Annotated in this window: 27 protein-coding genes; 7 read left to right on the top strand and 20 right to left on the bottom strand. The window is 38.6% G+C overall.

The annotated features are described in order from the left end of the window. Nucleotides 1-26: 26 nt before the first annotated feature. The gene (locus H5158_RS16750; protein ID WP_182740470.1) at nt 27-563 is read left to right on the top strand and encodes a hypothetical protein; all 537 of its coding nucleotides are present in this window, start codon (nt 27-29) and stop codon (nt 561-563) included. Next, nucleotides 564-731, top strand: coding sequence for a hypothetical protein (locus H5158_RS16745; protein ID WP_182740469.1), 168 nt, complete (start codon nt 564-566; stop codon nt 729-731). A 58-nt stretch (nt 732-789) separates the two neighbouring features. Here the strand turns inward: H5158_RS16745 and H5158_RS16740 are convergent, their stop codons facing one another. Beyond that, nucleotides 790-1,470: an SDR family oxidoreductase gene (locus H5158_RS16740; protein ID WP_182740468.1), complete on the bottom strand. Its 681-nt coding sequence runs from the start codon at nt 1,468-1,470 to the stop codon at nt 790-792. A gap of 346 nt (nt 1,471-1,816) precedes the next feature. On the opposite strand from H5158_RS16740, the gene H5158_RS16735 reads away from it, so the two are divergent. Further along, nucleotides 1,817-2,671, top strand: coding sequence for a mechanosensitive ion channel family protein (locus tag H5158_RS16735; protein ID WP_145242032.1), 855 nt, complete (start codon nt 1,817-1,819; stop codon nt 2,669-2,671). Between the two features lie 253 nt (nt 2,672-2,924). Here the strand turns inward: H5158_RS16735 and H5158_RS16730 are convergent, their stop codons facing one another. From H5158_RS16730 to H5158_RS16710, 5 genes are all read right to left on the bottom strand, one after another. Continuing rightward, a complete protein-coding gene (locus tag H5158_RS16730) occupies nt 2,925-3,458 on the bottom strand; it encodes a GNAT family N-acetyltransferase (RefSeq protein ID WP_182740467.1) in 534 nt (177 codons plus the stop codon). 3 nt (nt 3,459-3,461) lie between these two features. Then, a complete protein-coding gene (astB, locus tag H5158_RS16725) occupies nt 3,462-4,808 on the bottom strand; it encodes an N-succinylarginine dihydrolase (RefSeq protein WP_149981885.1) in 1,347 nt (448 codons plus the stop codon). Nucleotides 4,809-4,872: 64 nt separating this feature from the next. Beyond that, nucleotides 4,873-5,103, bottom strand: coding sequence for a helix-turn-helix domain-containing protein (locus tag H5158_RS16720; RefSeq protein ID WP_182719062.1), 231 nt, complete (start codon nt 5,101-5,103; stop codon nt 4,873-4,875). Nucleotides 5,104-5,463: 360 nt separating this feature from the next. Then, nucleotides 5,464-6,474: a zinc-binding alcohol dehydrogenase family protein gene (locus tag H5158_RS16715; RefSeq protein ID WP_182740466.1), complete on the bottom strand. Its 1,011-nt coding sequence runs from the start codon at nt 6,472-6,474 to the stop codon at nt 5,464-5,466. A 104-nt stretch (nt 6,475-6,578) separates the two neighbouring features. After that, entirely contained in the window at nt 6,579-7,010 is a 432-nt protein-coding gene (locus H5158_RS16710; protein WP_182740465.1) for a MarR family winged helix-turn-helix transcriptional regulator, read from the bottom strand. Nucleotides 7,011-7,135: 125 nt separating this feature from the next. On the opposite strand from H5158_RS16710, the gene H5158_RS16705 reads away from it, so the two are divergent. Next, entirely contained in the window at nt 7,136-7,564 is a 429-nt protein-coding gene (locus H5158_RS16705) for an organic hydroperoxide resistance protein (RefSeq protein WP_145242020.1), read from the top strand. 430 nt (nt 7,565-7,994) lie between these two features. Next, on the top strand, nt 7,995-10,115 hold the full coding sequence (locus H5158_RS16700; RefSeq protein ID WP_182740464.1) for a methyl-accepting chemotaxis protein: 2,121 nt from the start codon (nt 7,995-7,997) through the stop codon (nt 10,113-10,115). Nucleotides 10,116-10,384: 269 nt separating this feature from the next. Here H5158_RS16700 and H5158_RS16695 read toward each other — a convergent pair whose 3' ends face one another. Then, nucleotides 10,385-10,912, bottom strand: a complete 528-nt coding sequence (locus H5158_RS16695) for a hypothetical protein (protein WP_182719058.1) — start codon at nt 10,910-10,912, stop codon at nt 10,385-10,387. Between the two features lie 52 nt (nt 10,913-10,964). On the opposite strand from H5158_RS16695, the gene H5158_RS16690 reads away from it, so the two are divergent. Continuing rightward, a complete protein-coding gene (locus H5158_RS16690; protein WP_182740463.1) occupies nt 10,965-11,324 on the top strand; it encodes a DUF1294 domain-containing protein in 360 nt (119 codons plus the stop codon). Nucleotides 11,325-11,370: 46 nt separating this feature from the next. Beyond that, nucleotides 11,371-12,567, top strand: coding sequence for an iron-containing alcohol dehydrogenase (locus H5158_RS16685; RefSeq protein WP_182740462.1), 1,197 nt, complete (start codon nt 11,371-11,373; stop codon nt 12,565-12,567). A 52-nt stretch (nt 12,568-12,619) separates the two neighbouring features. Here H5158_RS16685 and H5158_RS16680 read toward each other — a convergent pair whose 3' ends face one another. From H5158_RS16680 to H5158_RS16620, 13 genes are all read right to left on the bottom strand, one after another. Continuing rightward, nucleotides 12,620-13,705: a rhomboid family intramembrane serine protease gene (locus H5158_RS16680; RefSeq protein ID WP_182740461.1), complete on the bottom strand. Its 1,086-nt coding sequence runs from the start codon at nt 13,703-13,705 to the stop codon at nt 12,620-12,622. Continuing rightward, nucleotides 13,695-14,315 (bottom strand): hypothetical protein, encoded by a 621-nt coding sequence (locus H5158_RS16675; RefSeq protein ID WP_259398543.1) that lies wholly within the window; start codon nt 14,313-14,315, stop codon nt 13,695-13,697. Before H5158_RS16675 ends, H5158_RS16680 begins: the two co-directional genes overlap by 11 nt. Nucleotides 14,316-14,471: 156 nt before the next feature. Further along, nucleotides 14,472-14,816 carry a PEGA domain-containing protein gene (locus H5158_RS16670; RefSeq protein ID WP_182719054.1) on the bottom strand — a complete coding sequence of 115 codons (345 nt, stop codon included), beginning with the start codon at nt 14,814-14,816 and terminating at the stop codon, nt 14,472-14,474. 264 nt (nt 14,817-15,080) lie between these two features. Continuing rightward, a complete protein-coding gene (locus H5158_RS16665; RefSeq protein WP_182740460.1) occupies nt 15,081-15,323 on the bottom strand; it encodes a hypothetical protein in 243 nt (80 codons plus the stop codon). Between the two features lie 48 nt (nt 15,324-15,371). Then, on the bottom strand, nt 15,372-15,716 hold the full coding sequence (locus H5158_RS16660; RefSeq protein ID WP_182740459.1) for a DUF600 domain-containing protein: 345 nt from the start codon (nt 15,714-15,716) through the stop codon (nt 15,372-15,374). A gap of 67 nt (nt 15,717-15,783) precedes the next feature. Beyond that, complete coding sequence (locus H5158_RS16655; protein ID WP_182740458.1) at nt 15,784-16,260, bottom strand: SMI1/KNR4 family protein; 477 nt, start codon at nt 16,258-16,260, stop codon at nt 15,784-15,786. A gap of 62 nt (nt 16,261-16,322) precedes the next feature. Next, nucleotides 16,323-17,003, bottom strand: a complete 681-nt coding sequence (locus H5158_RS16650; protein ID WP_182740457.1) for a GAD-like domain-containing protein — start codon at nt 17,001-17,003, stop codon at nt 16,323-16,325. A 7-nt stretch (nt 17,004-17,010) separates the two neighbouring features. Then, the gene (locus H5158_RS16645; RefSeq protein ID WP_182740481.1) at nt 17,011-17,160 is read right to left on the bottom strand and encodes a hypothetical protein; all 150 of its coding nucleotides are present in this window, start codon (nt 17,158-17,160) and stop codon (nt 17,011-17,013) included. A 224-nt stretch (nt 17,161-17,384) separates the two neighbouring features. After that, the gene (locus H5158_RS16640; RefSeq protein WP_182719716.1) at nt 17,385-17,720 is read right to left on the bottom strand and encodes a DUF600 domain-containing protein; all 336 of its coding nucleotides are present in this window, start codon (nt 17,718-17,720) and stop codon (nt 17,385-17,387) included. Nucleotides 17,721-17,744: 24 nt separating this feature from the next. Then, nucleotides 17,745-18,212 carry a YrhA family protein gene (locus H5158_RS16635; RefSeq protein WP_182740456.1) on the bottom strand — a complete coding sequence of 156 codons (468 nt, stop codon included), beginning with the start codon at nt 18,210-18,212 and terminating at the stop codon, nt 17,745-17,747. A gap of 2 nt (nt 18,213-18,214) precedes the next feature. Continuing rightward, on the bottom strand, nt 18,215-18,922 hold the full coding sequence (locus H5158_RS23390; RefSeq protein WP_182740455.1) for an HNH endonuclease signature motif containing protein: 708 nt from the start codon (nt 18,920-18,922) through the stop codon (nt 18,215-18,217). A 360-nt stretch (nt 18,923-19,282) separates the two neighbouring features. After that, the gene (locus H5158_RS16625; protein WP_182740454.1) at nt 19,283-19,627 is read right to left on the bottom strand and encodes an immunity protein YezG family protein; all 345 of its coding nucleotides are present in this window, start codon (nt 19,625-19,627) and stop codon (nt 19,283-19,285) included. Between the two features lie 192 nt (nt 19,628-19,819). Continuing rightward, nucleotides 19,820-20,113, bottom strand: a complete 294-nt coding sequence (locus H5158_RS16620) for an SMI1/KNR4 family protein (protein WP_220491340.1) — start codon at nt 20,111-20,113, stop codon at nt 19,820-19,822. Between the last annotated feature and the right edge of the window lie 111 nt (nt 20,114-20,224).

Raw genomic sequence — 20,224 nt, 5'->3', positions numbered from 1 at the left:
TAATTTAAATAAGGAAATGTTTAACAATGAAGTATTTTAAAACCCCTGAATTTTTGCATGAAGTGTTTGGCGAAAAACAATCGATTTTAGAGATCACCGGTACTATTTTGTTTGCTTTAGTCGGCAGTTGGGTTATTTATTCGGTTGCGGAGATTAAACTCGATAATTGGCGAGCAATCTTAGCTTTTATATTAATTGCTGACGTATTAGCAGGATGTATTGCTAATTTCACTCTTGGTACCAATGAGTTTTACACAAAGCGTCCTAAAAATAGGCTGATTTTTATTGCCATTCACGTTCATATAATAGTGATTGCGTGGTTACTTTCACAGCCACTAGATACTGCACTGCTTATATGGGCATATACGATAGTGGCAGCATCTGTTGTTAATGCGTTACATGGTAAATTAATACAGGGTTTTATTGCTGCAAACTTAATGTGTTATGGCATCTTTTTGTTGATTTACTTATCGCTGCCAACGTGGTTTTTGATGGTGAGTCTATTTTTTATGATCAAAGTTTTATTTAGTTTTGCTGTTGATCACTATCGGCAATCAGCCTAGATGAATCCACTTAGGTATAAAAACAAGTACAGCTTAATTATTGATGCTCTGCAAAATAAAGATGCGTTAAGTGAGTCGCAAGTTATCGAGATCAATCATGGTACGATTGCGCAAGTTATCGCATCAATTAACCGATTAAAACAGGCGCGTTTAAGTTGCAGTAATTAATTTACTGCTTGGATCAAATTAAATGCCCTGTTAAGGGCATTTATTACTGTCGAGTCCGTTAATTACTCGGCATCAAAAATAACTCTCGTACATTGCAACGTGGGTTTGCCTCTATAGCAAATAGTACCGCCTCGGCTACATCATTTGGGTCGAGTTTGTCGGGTTTTGCTTCATCAAAAAAAGGCGTATTGACCATGCCTGGGGCAATAGTGGTGCAGCGTCCTTGCCATGGCTTCATTTCTTCAGCTAAGTTTTGCCCAAAACCGTAAGCAAACCATTTTGTTGCGCCATAAACAGAGCCTTTAAGGGCAATCCGTCCTGCGGCTGAGCTGGTCAAAATAAAGTGTCCTGTGGTTTTTCTTAGGTGTGGCAGAGTGAGTTTTGCGGTGTAAAGCAGTGCATTGATATTAATATCAATCATTGTTTGCCATTGCTCAGGATCGCCCTCTTCAACACCTGGCGTTTGAACACCCATACCGGCATTGGCAAATGCAACATCAAGGTGGCCAAAGTGTTTTATACCTGCATTAACTACGTTTTCAAGCGATGAAAAATCAGTGGCATCTGCGCAAACTGCTAATGCGTTATCAGCCCCTAACTCTTCAACCAGCGCATTAAGTTTGTCTTCACTGCGAGCGGTCAAAATTACTTTATGACCGTTTGCGACTAAGGTTTTTGCTGTTGCTTCACCAATACCACTGGAAGCGCCTGTAATAAGTACAACTTTCTCTTTACTCATGACTTGCTCCTCGATTAAATCTGAGACTAGGTTTGATACTCTTAGTGGTGATGGTAACAGTGAAGGATTAACCTCCATTGAATGCTTATTACACCAACTTGCTGGCTTGATTTAACTATATGATTTTTAATTGTTTTTAAAGATTAAAATAAAAAGTTAGGTTTATATTTATTATGCTATATAATCGCGCGGTTTCGCTTTGAGGCCAGCTTATTTTTTAGCAGGCTACAAATCGCAAATGGTTATAGCAGCTTACACTTATTGGCTTATAACAATGTGGTTTTAACCTTGTGTAAGCTATGTTAAACCTTGCTCAATTGCAGCAATTACTTAGTGGAAATAAACAGTGAAAGATAAGTTATTAGTGTTTTGGCAAAATCATTCAGAAACCATAATGACTCTAGGTTATAAACTGATTCTAGCGTTGGCTATTGTTATAGCTGGTGCTCTAATTGCGCGCTCTGTTAAAAGAGCGATCCAAAACTCTAAGTCGCCTCTTAAGAAAATGGATAAAACCTTACTACCAATTTTATCGAGTGTGCTGGGCTACTTGGTGTATATCATTGCAGGGTTGTTTATTTTAGATATTTTTGGTGTTAATACAGCCAGTTTAATAGCACTTATGGGGGCGGCTGGCCTTGCGATTGGCCTTGCGTTAAAGAATACCCTCAGTAATATTGCCGCAGGTATTATGTTATTAATACTTAGGCCATTTAAAGTTGGTGACTTTGTTGATGCCAGTGGCACAACGGGTACTGTGAGTGAAATTAACCTCTTTACAACTATTTTTAAAACCAATGATGGCCTATATATCGCTTCGCCAAATGGCAAAGTGTGGGGTGGCAATATTAAAAATTTCACTCGCAATGGTAAAAGACGCATGGATATTGTAGTAGGTATTTCGTTTGCTGACTCAATAGATGATGGCTTAAATGTACTTAAAGAAATAGCCGCATCAGAAAGCCGATTATTAGCGGATCCAGCACCTAAGGTGATGGTGACATCGATAGCTGAAAGCTCAGTGAATATTCAATTACGTGCGTGGACAGTTAACGGTGATTATTGGCAAACAGTCTGGGATCTTAATAAACGCGTAAAAGAGTCTATTGAGCAAGCAGGACTGACAATTCCATTTCCGCAGCGTACGTTACATATATCGGAGTCGATGGCATCGGCAATAACCGTTAACAAGGATGTGTAAATAACAGATAGTGATTTAATATATTAAATAGCAATCTGTCAGCTTAACGCCAGTTAATTAATATTGACTGGCGTTTTCTTTTTGTGCTCATTGAAAACATGCTGATAAGTTCGTCTACTTGATCCCATTTTATCTGTTCTGTCAACGTATTAGCAGCGATTTAAACGTTATAGTAAATGCCTTTATGGTAGGTTACAAAAGCGAAGTGACTGCTGATAACATTATAAGGTTGTAAGCGATTGACGAATTTAACTCACTTAAGTAATTTATAAAACAGCACAGTACTTTGTAATTCGCCCGATGAACTAAGGGCAAACTGTGGTATTTCACCGGCTTCTATATAGCCTAATTTTTCATATAAAAGTGAGGCAATATCGCCTAAGCGGGTATCCAGTACCAGTAGTTTTAATTGTTGCTGCAGCGCACTTTTTTCAAGGGTATGCATAAGTTGTTTTGCAAATCCTTGGCCTTGGTATTGGCTATGTACCATTAGCTTTTCAACCTCACCGCGGTGAGCGCCATTAGCTTTTTGACACAGCGCTAATTGCACTGCACCAATTACCTCAGATCCTTCGGTGATAACAAATAATTCGCGGCTATCATTTAATAAATCGCATTCAATACTGTACCAGTAGTGATCTGCTTGTGCGCGCGTCAATGGCGCGATAAAACCAATCGATGCACCATTGTTAACGCTATCAACCAGTAAATGATTTAGCGATTGCTGATATCCCGCTAGTGAACTGATTTTATGTATTTGCGTATCTACAACGCTTGTATCTTGCATGGTTTATCCTTCTAATTGAAATGGATACACAGAGCCTAGGTGCAGATGTTGAGTTAATTCATCCAGCGCTTGCCAGCTTTCACGTAACAAGTTTGGATCTGCAAAATCATCATTGCTAAGTTTGTCACGATAGTGCTTATTCGCCCAATCACACAGTTGTTGGTACTTACTATCGTTTAAAATAACCGCAGGGTTGACTGCCGCGAGTTCTTGTTGATTTAGCGCTACACGTAAACGTAAGCAAGCAGGGCCACCACCATTTTGCATGCTTTGTTTTAAATCAAAAAATTGCACTTGATCAATTGGATTGTCTGCAAGGATCATTTCTTCAATATAACTGTTAACTGCCTGATTGTTTTTACATTCTTGTGGAGCAACTAGTAACATTTTGCCATTGTTTAAACTAACCAGTTGGCTATTAAATAAATAGCTAGTTACAGCATCTTGCACGCTTACTTTGGCTGTTGGCACCTCAATAATATGCAGTGTTTTGTCGCCAATATATGCATCTTTTATTTGTTGTAGGGCGAGAGGCTGATTTAAGAAAGCTTGCTCGTGACAGAGTAATACATTGGCGTTACCCACCGCGATTACGTCATTATGGAACACCCCTTGATCAATCACCTCAGGGTTTTGTTGAATCATTAATTGGCTAGATGGTTTTAGCTGATGTAGTCGGCATATTGCTTGTGATGCTTCAAGTGTCTGCCTTGCAGGAAATTTAACTGGCTTAGGCAGTGCGCTGTTAAATGCGCTGGCACCATATACAAACAGCTCCAAACCTTGAACACCATGCTCGTCGCCTAAGCGAGTATGGTTAGCCGCGCCCTCATCACCAAAAAAACCTTGATCTGGCAAATGGGTATGATGACTAAAGTAGCCTTCGTTATTAAACATGGCTTTAAGTAATCGTGTTGTTGTTTGAGGCTCAAGGGAGCGATGAAATTTGTTATTCAAATTAGCAGCAGTAAAGTGAACTTTGCCATCAAGTGTGTCGGCTGATGGTGATACAGTGCCGGCATTGGCAGTCCACATTGATGATGCTGAATAACATGCGCGAACTAAAACAGGATCAGCTTTAAACGCTTTACTGATCACTTGTTCTGCAGTGCCTGTAAATCCTAAACGACGCAATACATTTATATCAGGGCGGGCATGTGGGGCAAATACCCCTTGAGTTAGTCCCAAGTCATGCATAGCTTTCATTTTCGCTAAGCCTTGCAGTACCGCCTCTTTTGGATTGGAGTAACTTGCCGCATTATTTAATGATGCTACGTTACCGTATGATAATCCCGCGTAGTTATGAGTCGGGCCTACAAGGCCATCAAAATTAACTTCTACAGCTGTCATAGTTATCCTGCAATTTTACTAATTTTAGTGTATTTAAACTATACAGAAAATAATCAGTAGTAGGTTAATTAAAATTAGCTAATTCTAGCTCTACGCTCTGCAAGTTTTGTTGCAAACGTTTTTGTGCTGCGAGTAGGTAGCTTTTTTGCTGTGCTATTTTTGCTTGTTGTTGACGCAGTGCTTTATAGATAACTCGTTTGGGCAAATCATAGTGCTCAGAGGCTTGGCTAATTGTTAATTGATGCACCGACAACTTTTTAAGCGCTTCATCTAAGTGCGGGTAGTTACTTAACATATTCACGCTCCTTTTCTGCGGTGGTATGTGGATCATTAGCATGGTGAATATGCCAAATGCTTATATCTAAGCGCCATAGTAAATACAACATATGATAAATATTAGTCATAGCTCGCTCCCTGTAGACGAGGTAAATGAAGGTAAAACTCAGATTAGTGAGTTACTCTTTTGTAAGGAAGATCTGTGCCAGTCTGAATAATTATTTTTAGTTAAAACAAATCAATAGCTTAAGGTTTTTTCGTTGTTGTATGATTGAGTATAAGCACTAATGTAGTGAAAAATAATGATGGCTTGCACTTTGCTGGAGCAGAAGGGGAATTATTGCGCGTTCAGATGAGCGCGCAATAATATTAAATAAGTTTAAAACCCTTCAAGTACCAGCTTACCGCGTGATTGATGAGATTCTAATATTGCGTGCGCTTTGAGCAGGTTTTCTATATTAATTTTCCCTAAATGTTGGCCTAAGGTAGTTTTAATGATGCCGTTATCAACTAGCTCTGCTAATTCAGTAAGTAACTGATGTTGCGCTATCATATCGTCAGTTTGGAACATTGAACGAGTATACATAAACTCCCAATGCAGTGAGATACTCTTGCGCTTGAGCGCTAAAATATCAAAACTTGCTGGGTCGTCTATTAAAGCTAATTTACCTTGTGGTTTGATCACTTTAATAATTTCATCAAGATGTTGATCGGTATGAGTGAGGCTAATTACATAATCAAATTCAGCAAGATTATGCTCTATTCGTTGTGCATCTAAGCTTTGTGAGTGATCAAGCACTTGATCAACACCTAGCGCATTTAACCAGCTAACGCTATCTACGCGTGATGCTGTACCTATCACCGTTAAGTTGGTTAGCTGTTTGGCCAACTGCACTAAAATTGAGCCAACACCGCCTGCGGCACCAATAACTAATAATGAAGCTGGTTTTGCATTGTTGGAACGTGATATTTGCAAACGATCAAACAGTAATTCCCAGGCTGTAATACTGGTTAGCGGTAACGCAGCAGCTTGGGCATTGTTCAAGGTAGTAGGCGCACGGCCAACAATACGTTCATCAACTAGTTGAAATTCAGCATTACTGCCTGAGCGAGTTAAATCACCAGCGTAATAAACCCGGTCGCCCAGATTAAATAAACTTACTTTATCACCAACAGCTTTTACGATCCCAACAGCGTCCCAACCAATGACTTTATGACCTTGTTCAGGGCTAACATTTGCGCGGATCTTCGCATCGACAGGATTAACTGAAATTGCTTTTACTTCGACCAATAAATCGTGACCGGATGCTGTTGGAATAGGTAACTCGATGGCTTCGAAAGAATGATTGCTAAGTGTTTTGGTTGCTGTTTGGTATCCAATGGCTTTCATGAGTTGCTCCGTTAAATTGTTTTGCTGCACCCACTATAACGAAGTTTTATAATAGAAAAAGAGTGGGGCATATATACACGAATCGCTCTCAAAATTTTTGATAATTAACTTAAGTCAGTATTGAGTTTATCAAGTAAAGTAATTAGTTGTGTGGCTTCTTGCTGCGTAATAGATGGAAAACGGCAACGAATTTGCTCAGGGATATTCGCTGCTTGTTGTTGCAGCTGTATGCCTTGTTTGTGTAACTTTACGACTCGCTTACGTTTATCTGTTTCATCTTTAACCACGGCTAATAAGTTTTTATCGGTCATTTTTTTCAAAATTTGTGTCATGGCGCCGCCATCTATTGCGGTTTTTTCCAGCAGCTGTGCAATACTGATCTCATCTTCTTCCCAGAGCGCCATCATCACCACATACTGTGGATAGGTCAGTTCAAGTTCGTTTAGTGCATCTCGATAGGCACGTACCACTGAATTGGAGGCCATATACAGACGATGACAAATTTGATTATCTAATTTCAATTGTGGATATTTCATAGTAGCTCTCGAATGATGACACTGCATTTTAATTTGCATGCAAAATATTTGCAATGCTCAATAAACTACTTTATTATTTTGCATGCAAAATAAATTTAGTCCCAACCTTAAATAAGGAAAACATTATGAAAGAATTACTACAAGTCGCTTACACAGCTAAAGCAACTGCAACGGGTGGCCGCGAGGGCACTGCAAAATCAGACGATGGCCGTTTAGATGTGGCACTTTCAACTCCAAAAGGGTTAGGTGGCGATGATGGTCAAGGCACTAACCCTGAGCAGTTGTTTGCAGCGGGTTATGCAGCGTGTTTTATTGGCGCATTAAAATTAGTTGCAGGCCAAGCAAAAGTTAAGTTACCTGCTGATACCCGCATTGATTCAGAAGTATCGATTGGTCCAATCGAAGGTGGTTTCGGTATCGCTGTAAAATTAGCTGTTTTTGTCGGTGATGTAGATAAAGACACCGCAGAAGCGTTAGTGGCTAAAGCACACGAAGTTTGCCCATATTCAAATGCTACTCGTGGTAATATCGCAATTGAATTGTCGGTTATCTAACTTATTGTAAATTTAATAATTTATATTTTTAAAGGCGCATTTTTATTTTAAATGCGCCTTTTTTGTGGCTGTTTTTTATAATTATGAGCTTTTTAGAACGCCATTTATAACCAAGACGCGTTATTGTGATAATTCGTACTTAATATTCAATCCTCAGTTTGTGCTACCCGACAACCAACATCCCCCATTTTTATTTTGCCATATTAAGACTATTTATAGAGTGCAAAGTCATTGCCAAGCGTTTACACCAATAGTTCAGCAATGATCAACTCGATGTCTAAATTGGTTTTGTTATCGCGAAAACTTTTTAGCTACTGGTAAAATTAAATAGTATTAGCGCAGCGTTAATATGTTTTTTTCAACAAAATAGATTAACTTATGAATAATTGAACTAGAATGTAAACGTAGTTTTAATTAAAGGATAAGTGGAATGCGGCAATTAGCGTTGGCGAAAAAGTTACTATGGCTTACTTTAGGTAGTATTTTTATCACCGTTGTAGTGCTATCGAGTGTGCTTTGGTGGCAATTATCAAGCAGCAATAAAGTGTTATCAGCACAAGCTGAAAAATTGATAGTTACTGAGGTAGAAGAAAAGCTCACCAGCAATGCTGCTGTGTACGGTGAAAAAATCGCAGGATTTATCAACGAAGCGTATCGAGTGCCTTTTTCACTCGCAGCAATACTTGGTAATGAATCAGCTAAAGATGCTTTAACGCGTGATTCAGTGGTTCAGCTTAATAGCTCTATTATAGAAGGTAATTCAATACTTTCTTCAATCTACTCGCAATTTGAAGCTAATGGTTTTGATGGTAACGATCAACAGTATAAAAATGGCTATGATCATTCAGTCGCAGGCCAAGGCACCTTAGAGATTTACTTCACTCGCAGCCGTGAAGGTGTGATTGAACAGCAAGTTGTTGAAGATGCAGCAGAAAAATACGTTACGACCTTAAACGAATTTGGCCAACGTGAAGCTGAGTGGTACTTATGTGCTAAAGACACTAAAAAGCCGTGCATAATGGAACCCTATCTGTACGAAATATCTCCCGGCAATTCTGAAATGATGACTTCTTTGACTGTGCCAATACTTCGCGACGGTAAGTTTATTGGCCTCAGTGGTGTTGATATTACACTGCCAGTTTTTCAAACCATGACCGAGCAGTTATCAAAAGAATTATATAATGGTCAGGCGCGAGTTACCCTATTAAGTTCGATGGATTTAATTGTGGGTAGCAGTCATAACAAAGACAAACTTGGCCGTCCGCTAAAAGAAGCCGTCTCAGCCTCGGTGTTAAAAAATTATACTAGTTTGAAAGAACGCTCTGGAGTACAAAAGGGTGAAAATGAATACTTAGTCAATTACCCAATAGATATTAAACTTGCTGGTCGCCAGTGGACTTTATTAGTTGAAGTACCAGCAGAGCTTGCACTGCAAGGGCCACAGCAGCTAAGTGCAAGTATGCAAGATAACGCCAACACTCTTGGTGGGTTAATTTTAATATCTGGCTTAGTGATTGCTGGCGCTGCCTTTATTATCATGACTTTAGTTGTCAAAAGCATCGTGGCGCCGCTGCAACAAATTCAGTTACGGGTTGATAATTTAGCCAGCGCGGATGGGGATTTAACACAAACGTTAACGGTTGACACTCATGCAGAGTTAATTGCGCTCGCTGTTGGATTTAATGCATTTTTGGAAAAATTACGTGATTTAATTGCACAGCTTAAAGATGTATCAGGGCAGACGAAAGAGCAGGCACAAATTGCCGCGCATGTAGCCGTTGATACTAAGCAAAATGTGCAAGCTCAGTTTCAAGAAATTGAAAGTGTAGTAACGGCAATGAATGAAATGAGTGCCACCGCACTTGAAGTTGCCCGTGCTTCAGAGCAATCAGCGCAACAGGCAGATGAAATCAATTCATTAGTGGTCAGTAGTGAAGCGAGTTTATCGTCTGCGGTATCACAAGTGAAAACTATGTCTGAAGAAATAAAACAAGCCAATCAAGCCGTAGCCAAGGTGGCAGCACGTAGTAATGATATTACGCAAATTTTAGATGTGATCCGCACTATTTCAGAGCAAACTAATTTACTCGCACTTAATGCTGCGATTGAGGCAGCTCGCGCTGGTGAACAGGGGCGAGGCTTTGCTGTTGTAGCCGATGAAGTGCGTGCTCTGGCATCTAAAACTCGTGCGTCAACAGATGACATTAGTGGCTTAATTGATAACCTACAGCTTGAAGTGGGTAATGCCTCAACAGTGATTGAAAAAGGAGTTGTGCGAGCACAAACCGCGGTTGATGAAACCACCGTTGCCTTTGATGCTTTACACAGTGTGGTAACTAAAGTGGAAGAGATCACTAATCAGATCACCCAAATAGCGACGGCTGCAGAGGAGCAAAGTTCTGTAACTGAAGAAATTAATCGTAATTTAACGCGGATATCCGATGCCGCATCACAACTTGCTGATTTATCAACTCAAGCCGGCGATGGTAGTCAAATGCTCAATCAGCTCGTTGCACAGCAAGACGATGAACTGAATAAATTGAAAACATAATACCTTCAATACGATTAAATTGGTTTTGTATAAAATCGGTATAACTTAACCGTTCGCTCAAACTAGCAACGCCACTTCGGCGTGGTTAGTTTGAGTTACATTATCAATTCTAAACTAGATCAACTCTAATCTAGCTGTAGAAAATAATACAAAACCAAACAGCGGCAAAAGCATTTCAACGCGCTACCTCTTTTAAATTAGTTATGTCTTTTTATATGGTAAGTCATCAGTCCAGCCAATTGATTCACTCGATTACTGTTATGCCTTTACTATTTAAAAATAACCTGTTTGTTACTGCGAATGTAAATACGTTTTTCAGGTTTTGTCCATTCGCCTTTTTTTAAATAAGAGGTAGAGACAACAAACTGCTCATCTTTAAAATTACTGGTTGATTTTACTTTTGTGATGCCTTCTTTTGAACCTGTTACGGTTTCGTATGCTACAAATTGCGTAGGGCTCAATACTTTCATGGTGCCTTGTGTGTAAAACCCTGCGGTGGTGAAATAATAAAAAACTAATGACTGCTTTTTGCTATCCCAAAATATCATTGATTCGCCGCCATATTCACCTTCATTAATGGAATGAAGGGTACGAATTGCTTTCCCATTGAGGGCTCGCTCCCAGCGACCTACATCCTGAATCTTTGGCTTATTATCGGCAACATTGAAATCAGCTTGCCATGTGCCGAGGTAAGGTTTAAATACTTCAAGCTCTGGTGCTAAGTCAATCGTTTGTGCACTAATAGCACCAGCGTAGATAAAGCAAAAAGATAGTAAAAGTGTTTTTAGGTATGACATAATTGTGCCTATCATTATTAGTTTTTCAAATTGTAGTATAGGCGAGAGTCCGTTGATTAAAAAAACATTATTGCTTTTTTCTGTTAGTTTTCTAGTTGTATTAGTGATTGGTGGGCTGCTTGATTATTGGCCATATTTGGTTGCCAGTGTTTACTGTACTATGAGCAGTATTACGTTTTTAGTTTATAAATGGGATAAGCGTTTGGCGATAGAGTCAACAGATCGGCCTATTAGAGTGCCGGAACGTAGTTTACATATTTTAGCATTAATTTGTGGTTGGCCGGGAGCACTGATCGCTCAGCAATGGTTAAGACATAAATCACAAAAACGTACTTTTATTGCGTTACTTTGGCTCACTATCATTATAAATACTTCTGTATTAGGGGCTGCCTATTATTGGCAATTGCTTTAAATTGATGCACTATCAGGTAACCTAAAAATAACAAAAGTCCGATTTTATGTATTTTTTATATCGCTGCTATCATTTTATTTTAAAATGTATTGTTATTTTTATTGGTATTCCTGCTCCGCGTTTGTATCAAGGTTATAGCGGGTTTAAGCAATGGCTTGCATTACTTAATCCTAATAAACCTGTGTTAGTTGTAACTGACAATACGTTAAATAATTTAGGCGTTGTTGCTCCCATTTTAGCTTTGCTGGATGAGCAGGCAATCTCTTGGCAGCTGTTTAGTGACGTTGATGCTAATCCAACGATTAGCAATGTTGAAAGTGGTTTAGCACTTTATCAGCAATACACATGCCAGAGTATTATCGCCGTTGGTGGCGGCTCAGTAATTGACTGTGCCAAATTAATTGGCGCACGTGCAGTAAGACCTAATAAATCAATTAAGCAGTTAAAAGGCTTGTTTAAAGTACTGAAAAAACTGCCCCCGTTATGTGCCATTCCAACAACCGCAGGTACTGGCTCAGAAACGACCGTTGCTGCGGTGGTAAACGATCCGCAAATGCAAACAAAATATGCCGCCACTGACTTTGCTCTTGTACCAAGTGATGCAGTTTTAATTGCTGAGCTAACACAAACGGTGCCTGATTTTATTACCGCAGCTACAGGTATCGATGCACTCACGCATGCACTTGAGGCATACATAGGCACTAATGGCCTTGCTTTTAGTGATGACAAGTCATTGCGAGCAATCGAACTTATTTTACAAAATTTATTAACAGCGCATAAAAATGGTAATGACTTAGTTGCGCGGGAAAATATGTTACTCGCTTCATTTTATGCAGGACAAGCGTTTACCCGAACATCTGTAGGTTATGTGCATGCTATAGCGCATCAATTTGGCGCGCAATACGGCACAGCTCACGGTTTAGCAAATAGTGTGGTATTGATGCATGTGCTGAAATTTTATGGTTCCAGTATAGATAAAAAGCTGGCGGCTATTGCTGATCATTGCCAATTAACACAATCACACCAAAAACCAGCAGAAAAAGCGGCAATACTATTAAACACCTTAGAGCAGTTACTTATTGATCTAGCGATCCCTCATCATTTAAAAGAGCTAAAAGTAGCTGATATACCAAAGCTTGCTGATGCTGCAATTGTAGAGGCTAACTGGGACTATCCAGTACCAAAATTTATGAACGTAGCTCAATGCCAAGCCATTATTCATAAAGTAGTGAGTGATATGTAATAAATGAAAACCTTCCCATCAGTACCGATAGGAAAGGTTTAAGCGCGTTAAATTAGCGTTTTAGCTGTGCTTCAGGTTGATTTAATAATTCAATCATAGGATTTTGTGCAGTGATTTTTGCTTTAAGAGCAAAGCCGATCAATAACCCTGCGATAAAGCCACCGATATGAGCGCCATAATCGATACCATCAGGTGCTGCAATCATGCCATAAATATTGATCCCTAACCAAATTACAAAAAACCACACTGCAGATAATTTCTTTTGATAAATGATAAACATAAAAGTAAGGCTGGCGTGCCTAAACCACATTAAGTACATACCAAATAGCCCTGCAATTGCGCCGCTAGCCCCGACACTTGGAATAATCGAGGTGGGATCAACGATAAAGCTAGCAAAAGACGCTGCCAAACCGCATACCATATACCATATTAAAAACTTTTTATGACCTAATACGTCTTCGAGGTTATCGCCAATAATGTATAAAAAGTACATATTACCAATAAGGTGCATTACTGAGCCGTGTAAAAATACACAGGTAATCACAATCCATAAATGTTCGCCTTGAGAGATCTTACTTGGATTCATTGCAAACAATTCGAGGGTTGCACTGAATGCCTCTGCATTGAAAAAATACAAGGCAAAAACAATGGCATTGAGTGCAATTAAACTGCGAGTAACCCACGGCGTTTGTTTTGGCTTTAGGTTATATTCAACGGGCATTTGCGTTAAAAATTGAAACAGATAAGTTTTCCAACTAACTTTTTGGTTTAGCTTGTCTAGGTTTGTTTTGAGCTCAGGACTGTTTTCAACGCTTTCTAATTGATTTTTTTCAATCCAACTACCATCACAATGACGGCAAACATCAATTTCGGTATGAAAATCTTCGAGTAAATGAAAGCGCTCAAGGTTCTTATTGCAATCAGGGCAGTCTAGTCTTGAAATACCTAATGATTTACCAAAATGAGTCTCGTATTTTTCACCAATAGGACCTTCGTTGATTTCGGCAATCATCCGGTTAACTTCGTTTTTTTCAAACCATAAGCCACCGCATTCGCGACAGATATCTATCTCTTCACCTTGATAATGAGTAACATCCAAAGGGTGATCTTTGCAGTGAGGGCAGCGTTTAGTTGGCATTATCAGCGTCCTTTAATGAGCCGATAATAATATCGTTTTGTTGTAAATTTAATGCACTAGTTTTTAGTTGAGGTAATGTTTGTTGCTCAATACTATCGGCAATTTGGTCTAGTTCAATAGACGCTTGGCGCGCAGACATTTTACGCCTTAACGCCGCTTCAATTACACACTCAGCACAACTATAAAAACGACGAATTTGTGTTAAAAATATACTCGGCGTTTCAAGTGTTGTGAACAAGTACTGCATGGTATGCCAAATATATTTTTCAAACGTGGGCTTATTATACTCAAGCTCACTCGTATGTGGGCTTTGTACTAAAAGTAACGAATAGCGTTTTATATTCTCTAAATTATCATTTACTTTATCATATAATGAAGTATGCAAATAATAGTTATCTTCCATTTTACTATAGGAATCAAATTTAAGTACTTGCTCTAAACCGCTTTTCGCAGCTAGGTAAACACCAAAGATAGTTGAAACTACTAAAAGCACTTGATTCAACCAAAAAATAGTGCTTTTTAGCTCTTTATTATCAACTATTTTAAGTGCGTTAGGTATTCGTGTGGAGATTTTATTTAAGCTGTCAGAATAGTTTTGTGATGACTCCAAAATTAATATCCTTATTCTTTACTGTCCATTTAATGAGCGCAATAGAATACGGGTATTTCTTTAATGCGACAATAACTTTGTATGTAAACTATACTTAATTTTTAATAAAGATAACACAAAGTGATGATGGCAAGAATACACTTGCCACCAGGGGTACTATAACGCAGATTGGCTTGCTTCAATTTGATCTAATTCGATAGTCAGGATCGTTTTCTTGTCAACAGTAACCCACTTTCTATAGGTTAAGTAACCATCTTTAGTAACTTCGATGTCGTATTTACCTTCATCGAGTTCAATACCAGCTTCGTATTTCGGCTTTATATTCATAATGCGAATACGGGCGTCATCAGGAGAAGTAATAACAGTCAATGATATTGCACTGTTAACTTCTTCTGCGACAACAACTGGTTGTTCAACTGGGGCTGCCTGTTGTTCAACTTTTGGGCTGCTTGAACAACCTGATAGCATCACTATAGCAACCAGCGCACTTAATTTTTTCATAATTACTCCATTAAATTGTTCATTATAAACATCTTTGTTTATATCACTTTTAGCAACGAAAAATCATGGAGTAACAATAGGAAGGATTATATTTCTACTAGAGTCTTCCATGACTTTTATATTTACTTTAACTATAAATCAAATGGCATTTTAGTATGTATAAGGATGAGGTTCAAATCATAGTTGCAAAAAATACCAGTTTTTCCTTGTTTTGTTATATTTATAACAATAAAAGAAACCATTTCATTATGATTATGATAAATATTAGCTTAGAGCTTTACTCTTTTTAAGCTTAGCAAATCGTTGCCATGTACCCCAGATTGAAATAGTCACAAGCAGAAATACCGTGATGTAAAAGGCCATAATAGCCACTTTGATCATTAGTAAACATGCGATAATAATGGCGAAGATGATCGCGATACGAATAACCGGGCTTTTGATAAATTTACTTGAAAAAAGTAAGGCGGTTAGGCTTAGCTTGCTACGGGTGTTTTTCTTAACATCCATGTTTTTTGTCCTTAGTGTTTTTGTATTAGAGTAATTTACTTATTTAAGTTAGTGCGTATTTTGTGCAGTAATAACGTCATCATCGTGATTGTTACGCTCAAAGTTGAGATTAAATTGGCCTTGGCGATTAATGGTAAAAATAGCGCGTGTCCAGTTTTCGGGTTGCTGCTTTGTGGCTTTATCAAATACTTGTTTGAATAAATTGACTATCTCGTCTTTCACGGTAATTGGCTGTTCACTTGAGTCATCTGCTGTTTGATAATGGGCTTTGCATTCAAGTACGTTTTCATCTTCGCAATTTAAAATGAGTTGTGCTTTAAGCCACGGCTCATTAATTTGCTGATAAAGGTACTGACCGAGTTGTTGTGGGATGTTTGTAATGTCAGGTTTCATGTGCTGTCCTTAGTATTATAAATGAGCTTTAAATTAAATGATCAAACATAAAGTTTGTAAATATATGTCAGCCGAAAGACATCGCATTAAGGAATTTTTGGAAATTATCAAAAGCTTTGTAAAAAACAGGCGATAATTCTTCAGATTCATTATGATCCCATATTACTACTTTAGGATTTATTGCATCTTCTTTGAAGTCTAGGCATAAAAAATCACCACCAAAAAGAAAAGCAAAAGGTAAGGTCTCGGCTCCAACCAAGTCTTCGTTAGCTGTAAGTCTTTCCTCAATTTGAGCCATTACTACTTTAATTTCGTATTGCATCAGTCCACTATCGAGTTTTTCATCTTCCGAAACTATTAAAAATCTTTCCAATACCCGCTCTTCAGAGTTAATTCTTATAATAGCTTCCTCTGGGGATGCACCATTGAATTCTAAAATAAACTCTCTGTAGCTAATTGGTAAGTTAATATTAAAAAACATTTCTAATGAATATAGCTCATCATGTGTTACTGAAACTTTTTTCTTTAAGTCTAAGTTTTTCATTAAGTTATGTGTGCCAAATAAAGCTCGTTTAAGTCCTCAACTAATCACATTTGCATACAGCGTTATTCGTACTGCTTAATAGCGCCACGTACCATAGAAGCCATATCAATAATTTCCATATCCCCCATGTCGGCAATTAAATTCAAATGGGCAAAAATATCGCACTTTTCAATATTCTTGATTTTTTTCTCGCCACCCATAAATAAAAATGGCGCAAAGCCGTACACTTCATTAGCATTGAGTGGGCCATGTTTTTTTAATGCCGCAGGGAAAAGTGGTTTCCTTTGGTTGTTTTTAATATCAAGTCGCTCAGGGCTTTGAAATGCTATAAAATTTTTTATTGTCCGCTCAGTTTTACCAGCTTTAATATCTTGCTCACTTCCTTCGCTTGTCGTTATCCAGTTAAGGTGCGGGCTGATTTTAAGTGATACACCTGTTTTCTCGCCGTAGACCTGAAGCTTCCCCCAGGCATTACGCGCTATAACATAATAAATATCATCTTGCTCAAACGGGGTGTCTTCTAAAAACCGGTCAAGAATGTCTTGATAATCCGCTGGATTTGTCAGCCAAAATAAACCATCGGCAAAGCCGCTAAAACCGAGTATTTGCCAGTATTCAAGTAGCTGGTCAGGCAGTTTCCCTCGATACGCTTCTATATCACCGGTAGTCGCAGGTACAGTTGTTGTTGGTTGCCTAAATTTGCTTAGAAAACAATCTAAGGCGTCATCATTCGTTTCTATCATGGGCTCTCTACTTTTTGTTTAACGGGCAGCGCTCAAGTTGAATGTTTAACTTAGCATTTGGCCCATGTTTTTTAAATGCTTTTTCTATTTGCTCATCCATTAATTGCACGCGTGTTTTATCCCCTTTTTTACTTCCTATAGCTCTGCTTTGGCCCACTGCGGACCTAAAGAGCCGTTGCAATGGTCGTTACCATGTTGAAGCGAGCGGAATGAGAGTGCATAACTAACAGCTAAATGGTGTCTGTGGATGTGTTGTGCAGGCACGCAAAAATGTATGGCTAAACACTAATCTTAAACGATTCTAGCGCTCAGCCTTACAACATCCATGTTGTTAAAAAGCGGGGTTATTTTTACTTGAATTCAAGTTATCAATGAGTACATTTACTGCGCTGTGATTACTTCATGAACGGTATTTTCACGCTCAAAATTGAGATTAAATTGGCCTTGGCGATTAATGGTAAAAATGGCGCGCGTCCAGTTTTCTGGTTGGTGTTTAGTGGCATTCACAAATAGGGTGTTGAATAAATCGACTATCTCGTCTGTCACGGTAATCGGCTGTTCGCTTGTATCAGCAGCAGTTTGATAATGATCTTTGCATTCAAGCTCGCTTTCATCTTCGCAGTTTAAAATAAGTTGTGCTTCAAGCCACGGCTCTTTTATTTGCTGATAAAGGTACTGACCTAGGTGATGCGAGATGTTTTTAATATTTGGTTGCATATGCTGTCCTTAGCGTTGTTTGATTTATTCAAAAATATTTGCTGTTTTAAGTAAAGAGCTTATCGCCAAAGTTAAAGTCGGGAAACTTTCTAGCTCTTCCCACGTGAAAGAGTCTACAATCTGAAATTGATTTACCTCTAAGTGATAAACCACCCTTGAGCTGCTTTCATCACAAAAAGCGACGAAATTACGTAAAGATTCTTCTACATGAAATTCTTGATTGGCTTCAATAATTCCAGCTAAGTAATATGGTTCATTTTGTTCTTTAGCACTATAGAGATTTAATCCATTTATAGAAAAGCCATTTGATATTTTTAATAGATCTAAAAATTCACTTGGAGGTTGAAACTTGAAGGCTTTGGTGAAATACGCACTAAAAGCCTTTACCTCATCCAAACTGATAGGCGTTAGAAAAAAACCTTCGCCAAAGTGAGTTTGCTCTTCTGAGTTTTTCTCTATCAGGTAATTAATTAATTCATTTACATTTTTCATAGTTACCTCGGATATACATTCCCTTTTGGAAATGGCCACTCTGTTGATTTTACATCACCAATTTCTAGCCCATTAGTAGCTCTTTTTTGAAAAGTCGTGAAAGCTGAGTGCTCTGGGCTATTTCTGATGAGTACTAAGTTGCTAAAGTCATTTGTTCCACCATCATCTAAAGGAAGTTTATGGTGAACTTGCCAGCCATTTGGTACACGTCCTGCCTTTAATTTTGCTATATCACTTGAAGAAACACCAAGTTTATCTAATTGGGATAATATATCTTTATTATCAGATAATTCTTCAAGAAATTTTTTGCGAACACCATTATCAAACTTACTTCGCAAAGCTTTGTACTCAGCTCGATCACGCTTTAAGTAATCAATCTTTTTAAATTCTACATTTTTGAGGACTAAATTTTTCCCTTTGTATGAACCAATAAACTCACCTTTAGCCCCCTTTAAATCATTCCCTTTCGGCGGCTCAAGCTCATTGGCAACGGTTTTCTTCGGTTTGCCCACTACACCTGTACTTGCCGGTGGCTCAAACTCATCGAGGGCTTTGTTTACGCGATTGCCAATTTCATTTGCGGCATTTTTAATGCCTTGGTCAATTTGCGGGGTGACTTCATCAAGTTGTTTGACCATGGCTTGCATGCCGTCAATGGCTGAGTCTGGCAGTAGGAGGTCGTATTTCCAGCTAGTTGAAATATCTTGCAAGGTATCTCTAAAGCTTTTAATAATTGCTTTTACTTCACTGGCGGCTTGTTTGCCTAAGTCTTGCCAGTTTATTTTACGTAAATACTGAACAGGGTCGCCTTTGCCTACTTTCGTTGGGTAAAGAGCCGGAGGACTGCAATAGCGGCTTCCATCGATTCGTTGCTGTCATTGGCTTTATCATCAAATAATAATTCGTTGTGGGCTGCGGGGGAATTATGTCGCGGGGTAAACCCGCTGCTACGAATGCGTAGACTCGAATTTACTTGTGCAAAAATGAAAGGCAGGGCACTAATCAGCGGCTGTATTAGCGCCTAGCCTAACAACACCCATGTTGTTAAAGAGCGGGTAAATCAGTATTGTTTAATAAGTTTGCTGTGCAGTGATAACGTCATCATCATTATTATCACGCTCAAAGTTCAGGTTGAACTGGCCTTGCCGTGTAATAGTAAAAATGGCGCGCATCCAGTTTTCTGGTTGGTGTTTAGTGGCATTCTCAAGAAGGGTGTTGAATAAATCGACTATCTCGTCTGTCACGGTAATCGGCTGTTCGCTTATATCAGCAGCAGTTTGATAATGGGCTTTGCATTCAAGTACGCTTTCATCTTCGCAATTTAAAATGAGTTGGGCTTCAAGCCACGGCTCATTTATTTGCTGGTACAAGTATTGCCCAAGATGTTGGGGGATGTTTTTTATTTCTGGTTGCATGTGCTGTCCTTAGCGTGTTCAATTAGCTTTAATAGATTCTACGAGGTTCTAAGTTCAACATAATCACAAAAGAATGAGAGGAAGGAATCAGCTATTACTCCGTCAACTTGTTTTTTAAATAAATTATAATTAACCAGTGGGTATTCTTTTTCTTGGGTATTAGAATCTAAGCACCAACAAATTTCATTTTCTTTATAAAAAATTACAATTAAATGGGGGGGGTAATTCAAATGTTTCCCTGCAATCTAGTGTGTCACCTAATATCGTTCCTCCACGCTTCAAAGTAGCATTATTATCTTCAATACCAGATACCTCCGCATCGATTGTCCCACCTCCACCACATTCTTTTAAAAAACCAACTAATGAAGGCGGGAGTTTTATCGAAATTAGCTGTTCAAGTAGTGCTATTTCTTTCAAGTCAGCCGAACCTTGCCAAAAGGTTTCGTGTTCACTCAAATCAAGTTGTTTGATTACGGAGTTTTTCAAGTTAGTTGTCGCCTCAAGTTAAATTTTATGCCGCCCGCATTTCTTCTTTTTTCTCAGGATTCAAATTTACTTCGTTTATCATTGACCAATCTCGTGACTTTCCTGACCAAC

This window comes from Pseudoalteromonas sp. SR45-6, assembly GCF_014163545.1.
Taxonomy (GTDB): domain Bacteria; phylum Pseudomonadota; class Gammaproteobacteria; order Enterobacterales; family Alteromonadaceae; genus Pseudoalteromonas; species Pseudoalteromonas rhizosphaerae.
Note: the sequence above shows the minus strand (reverse complement) of the source record. Positions and strands in the feature narration are given on the sequence as shown.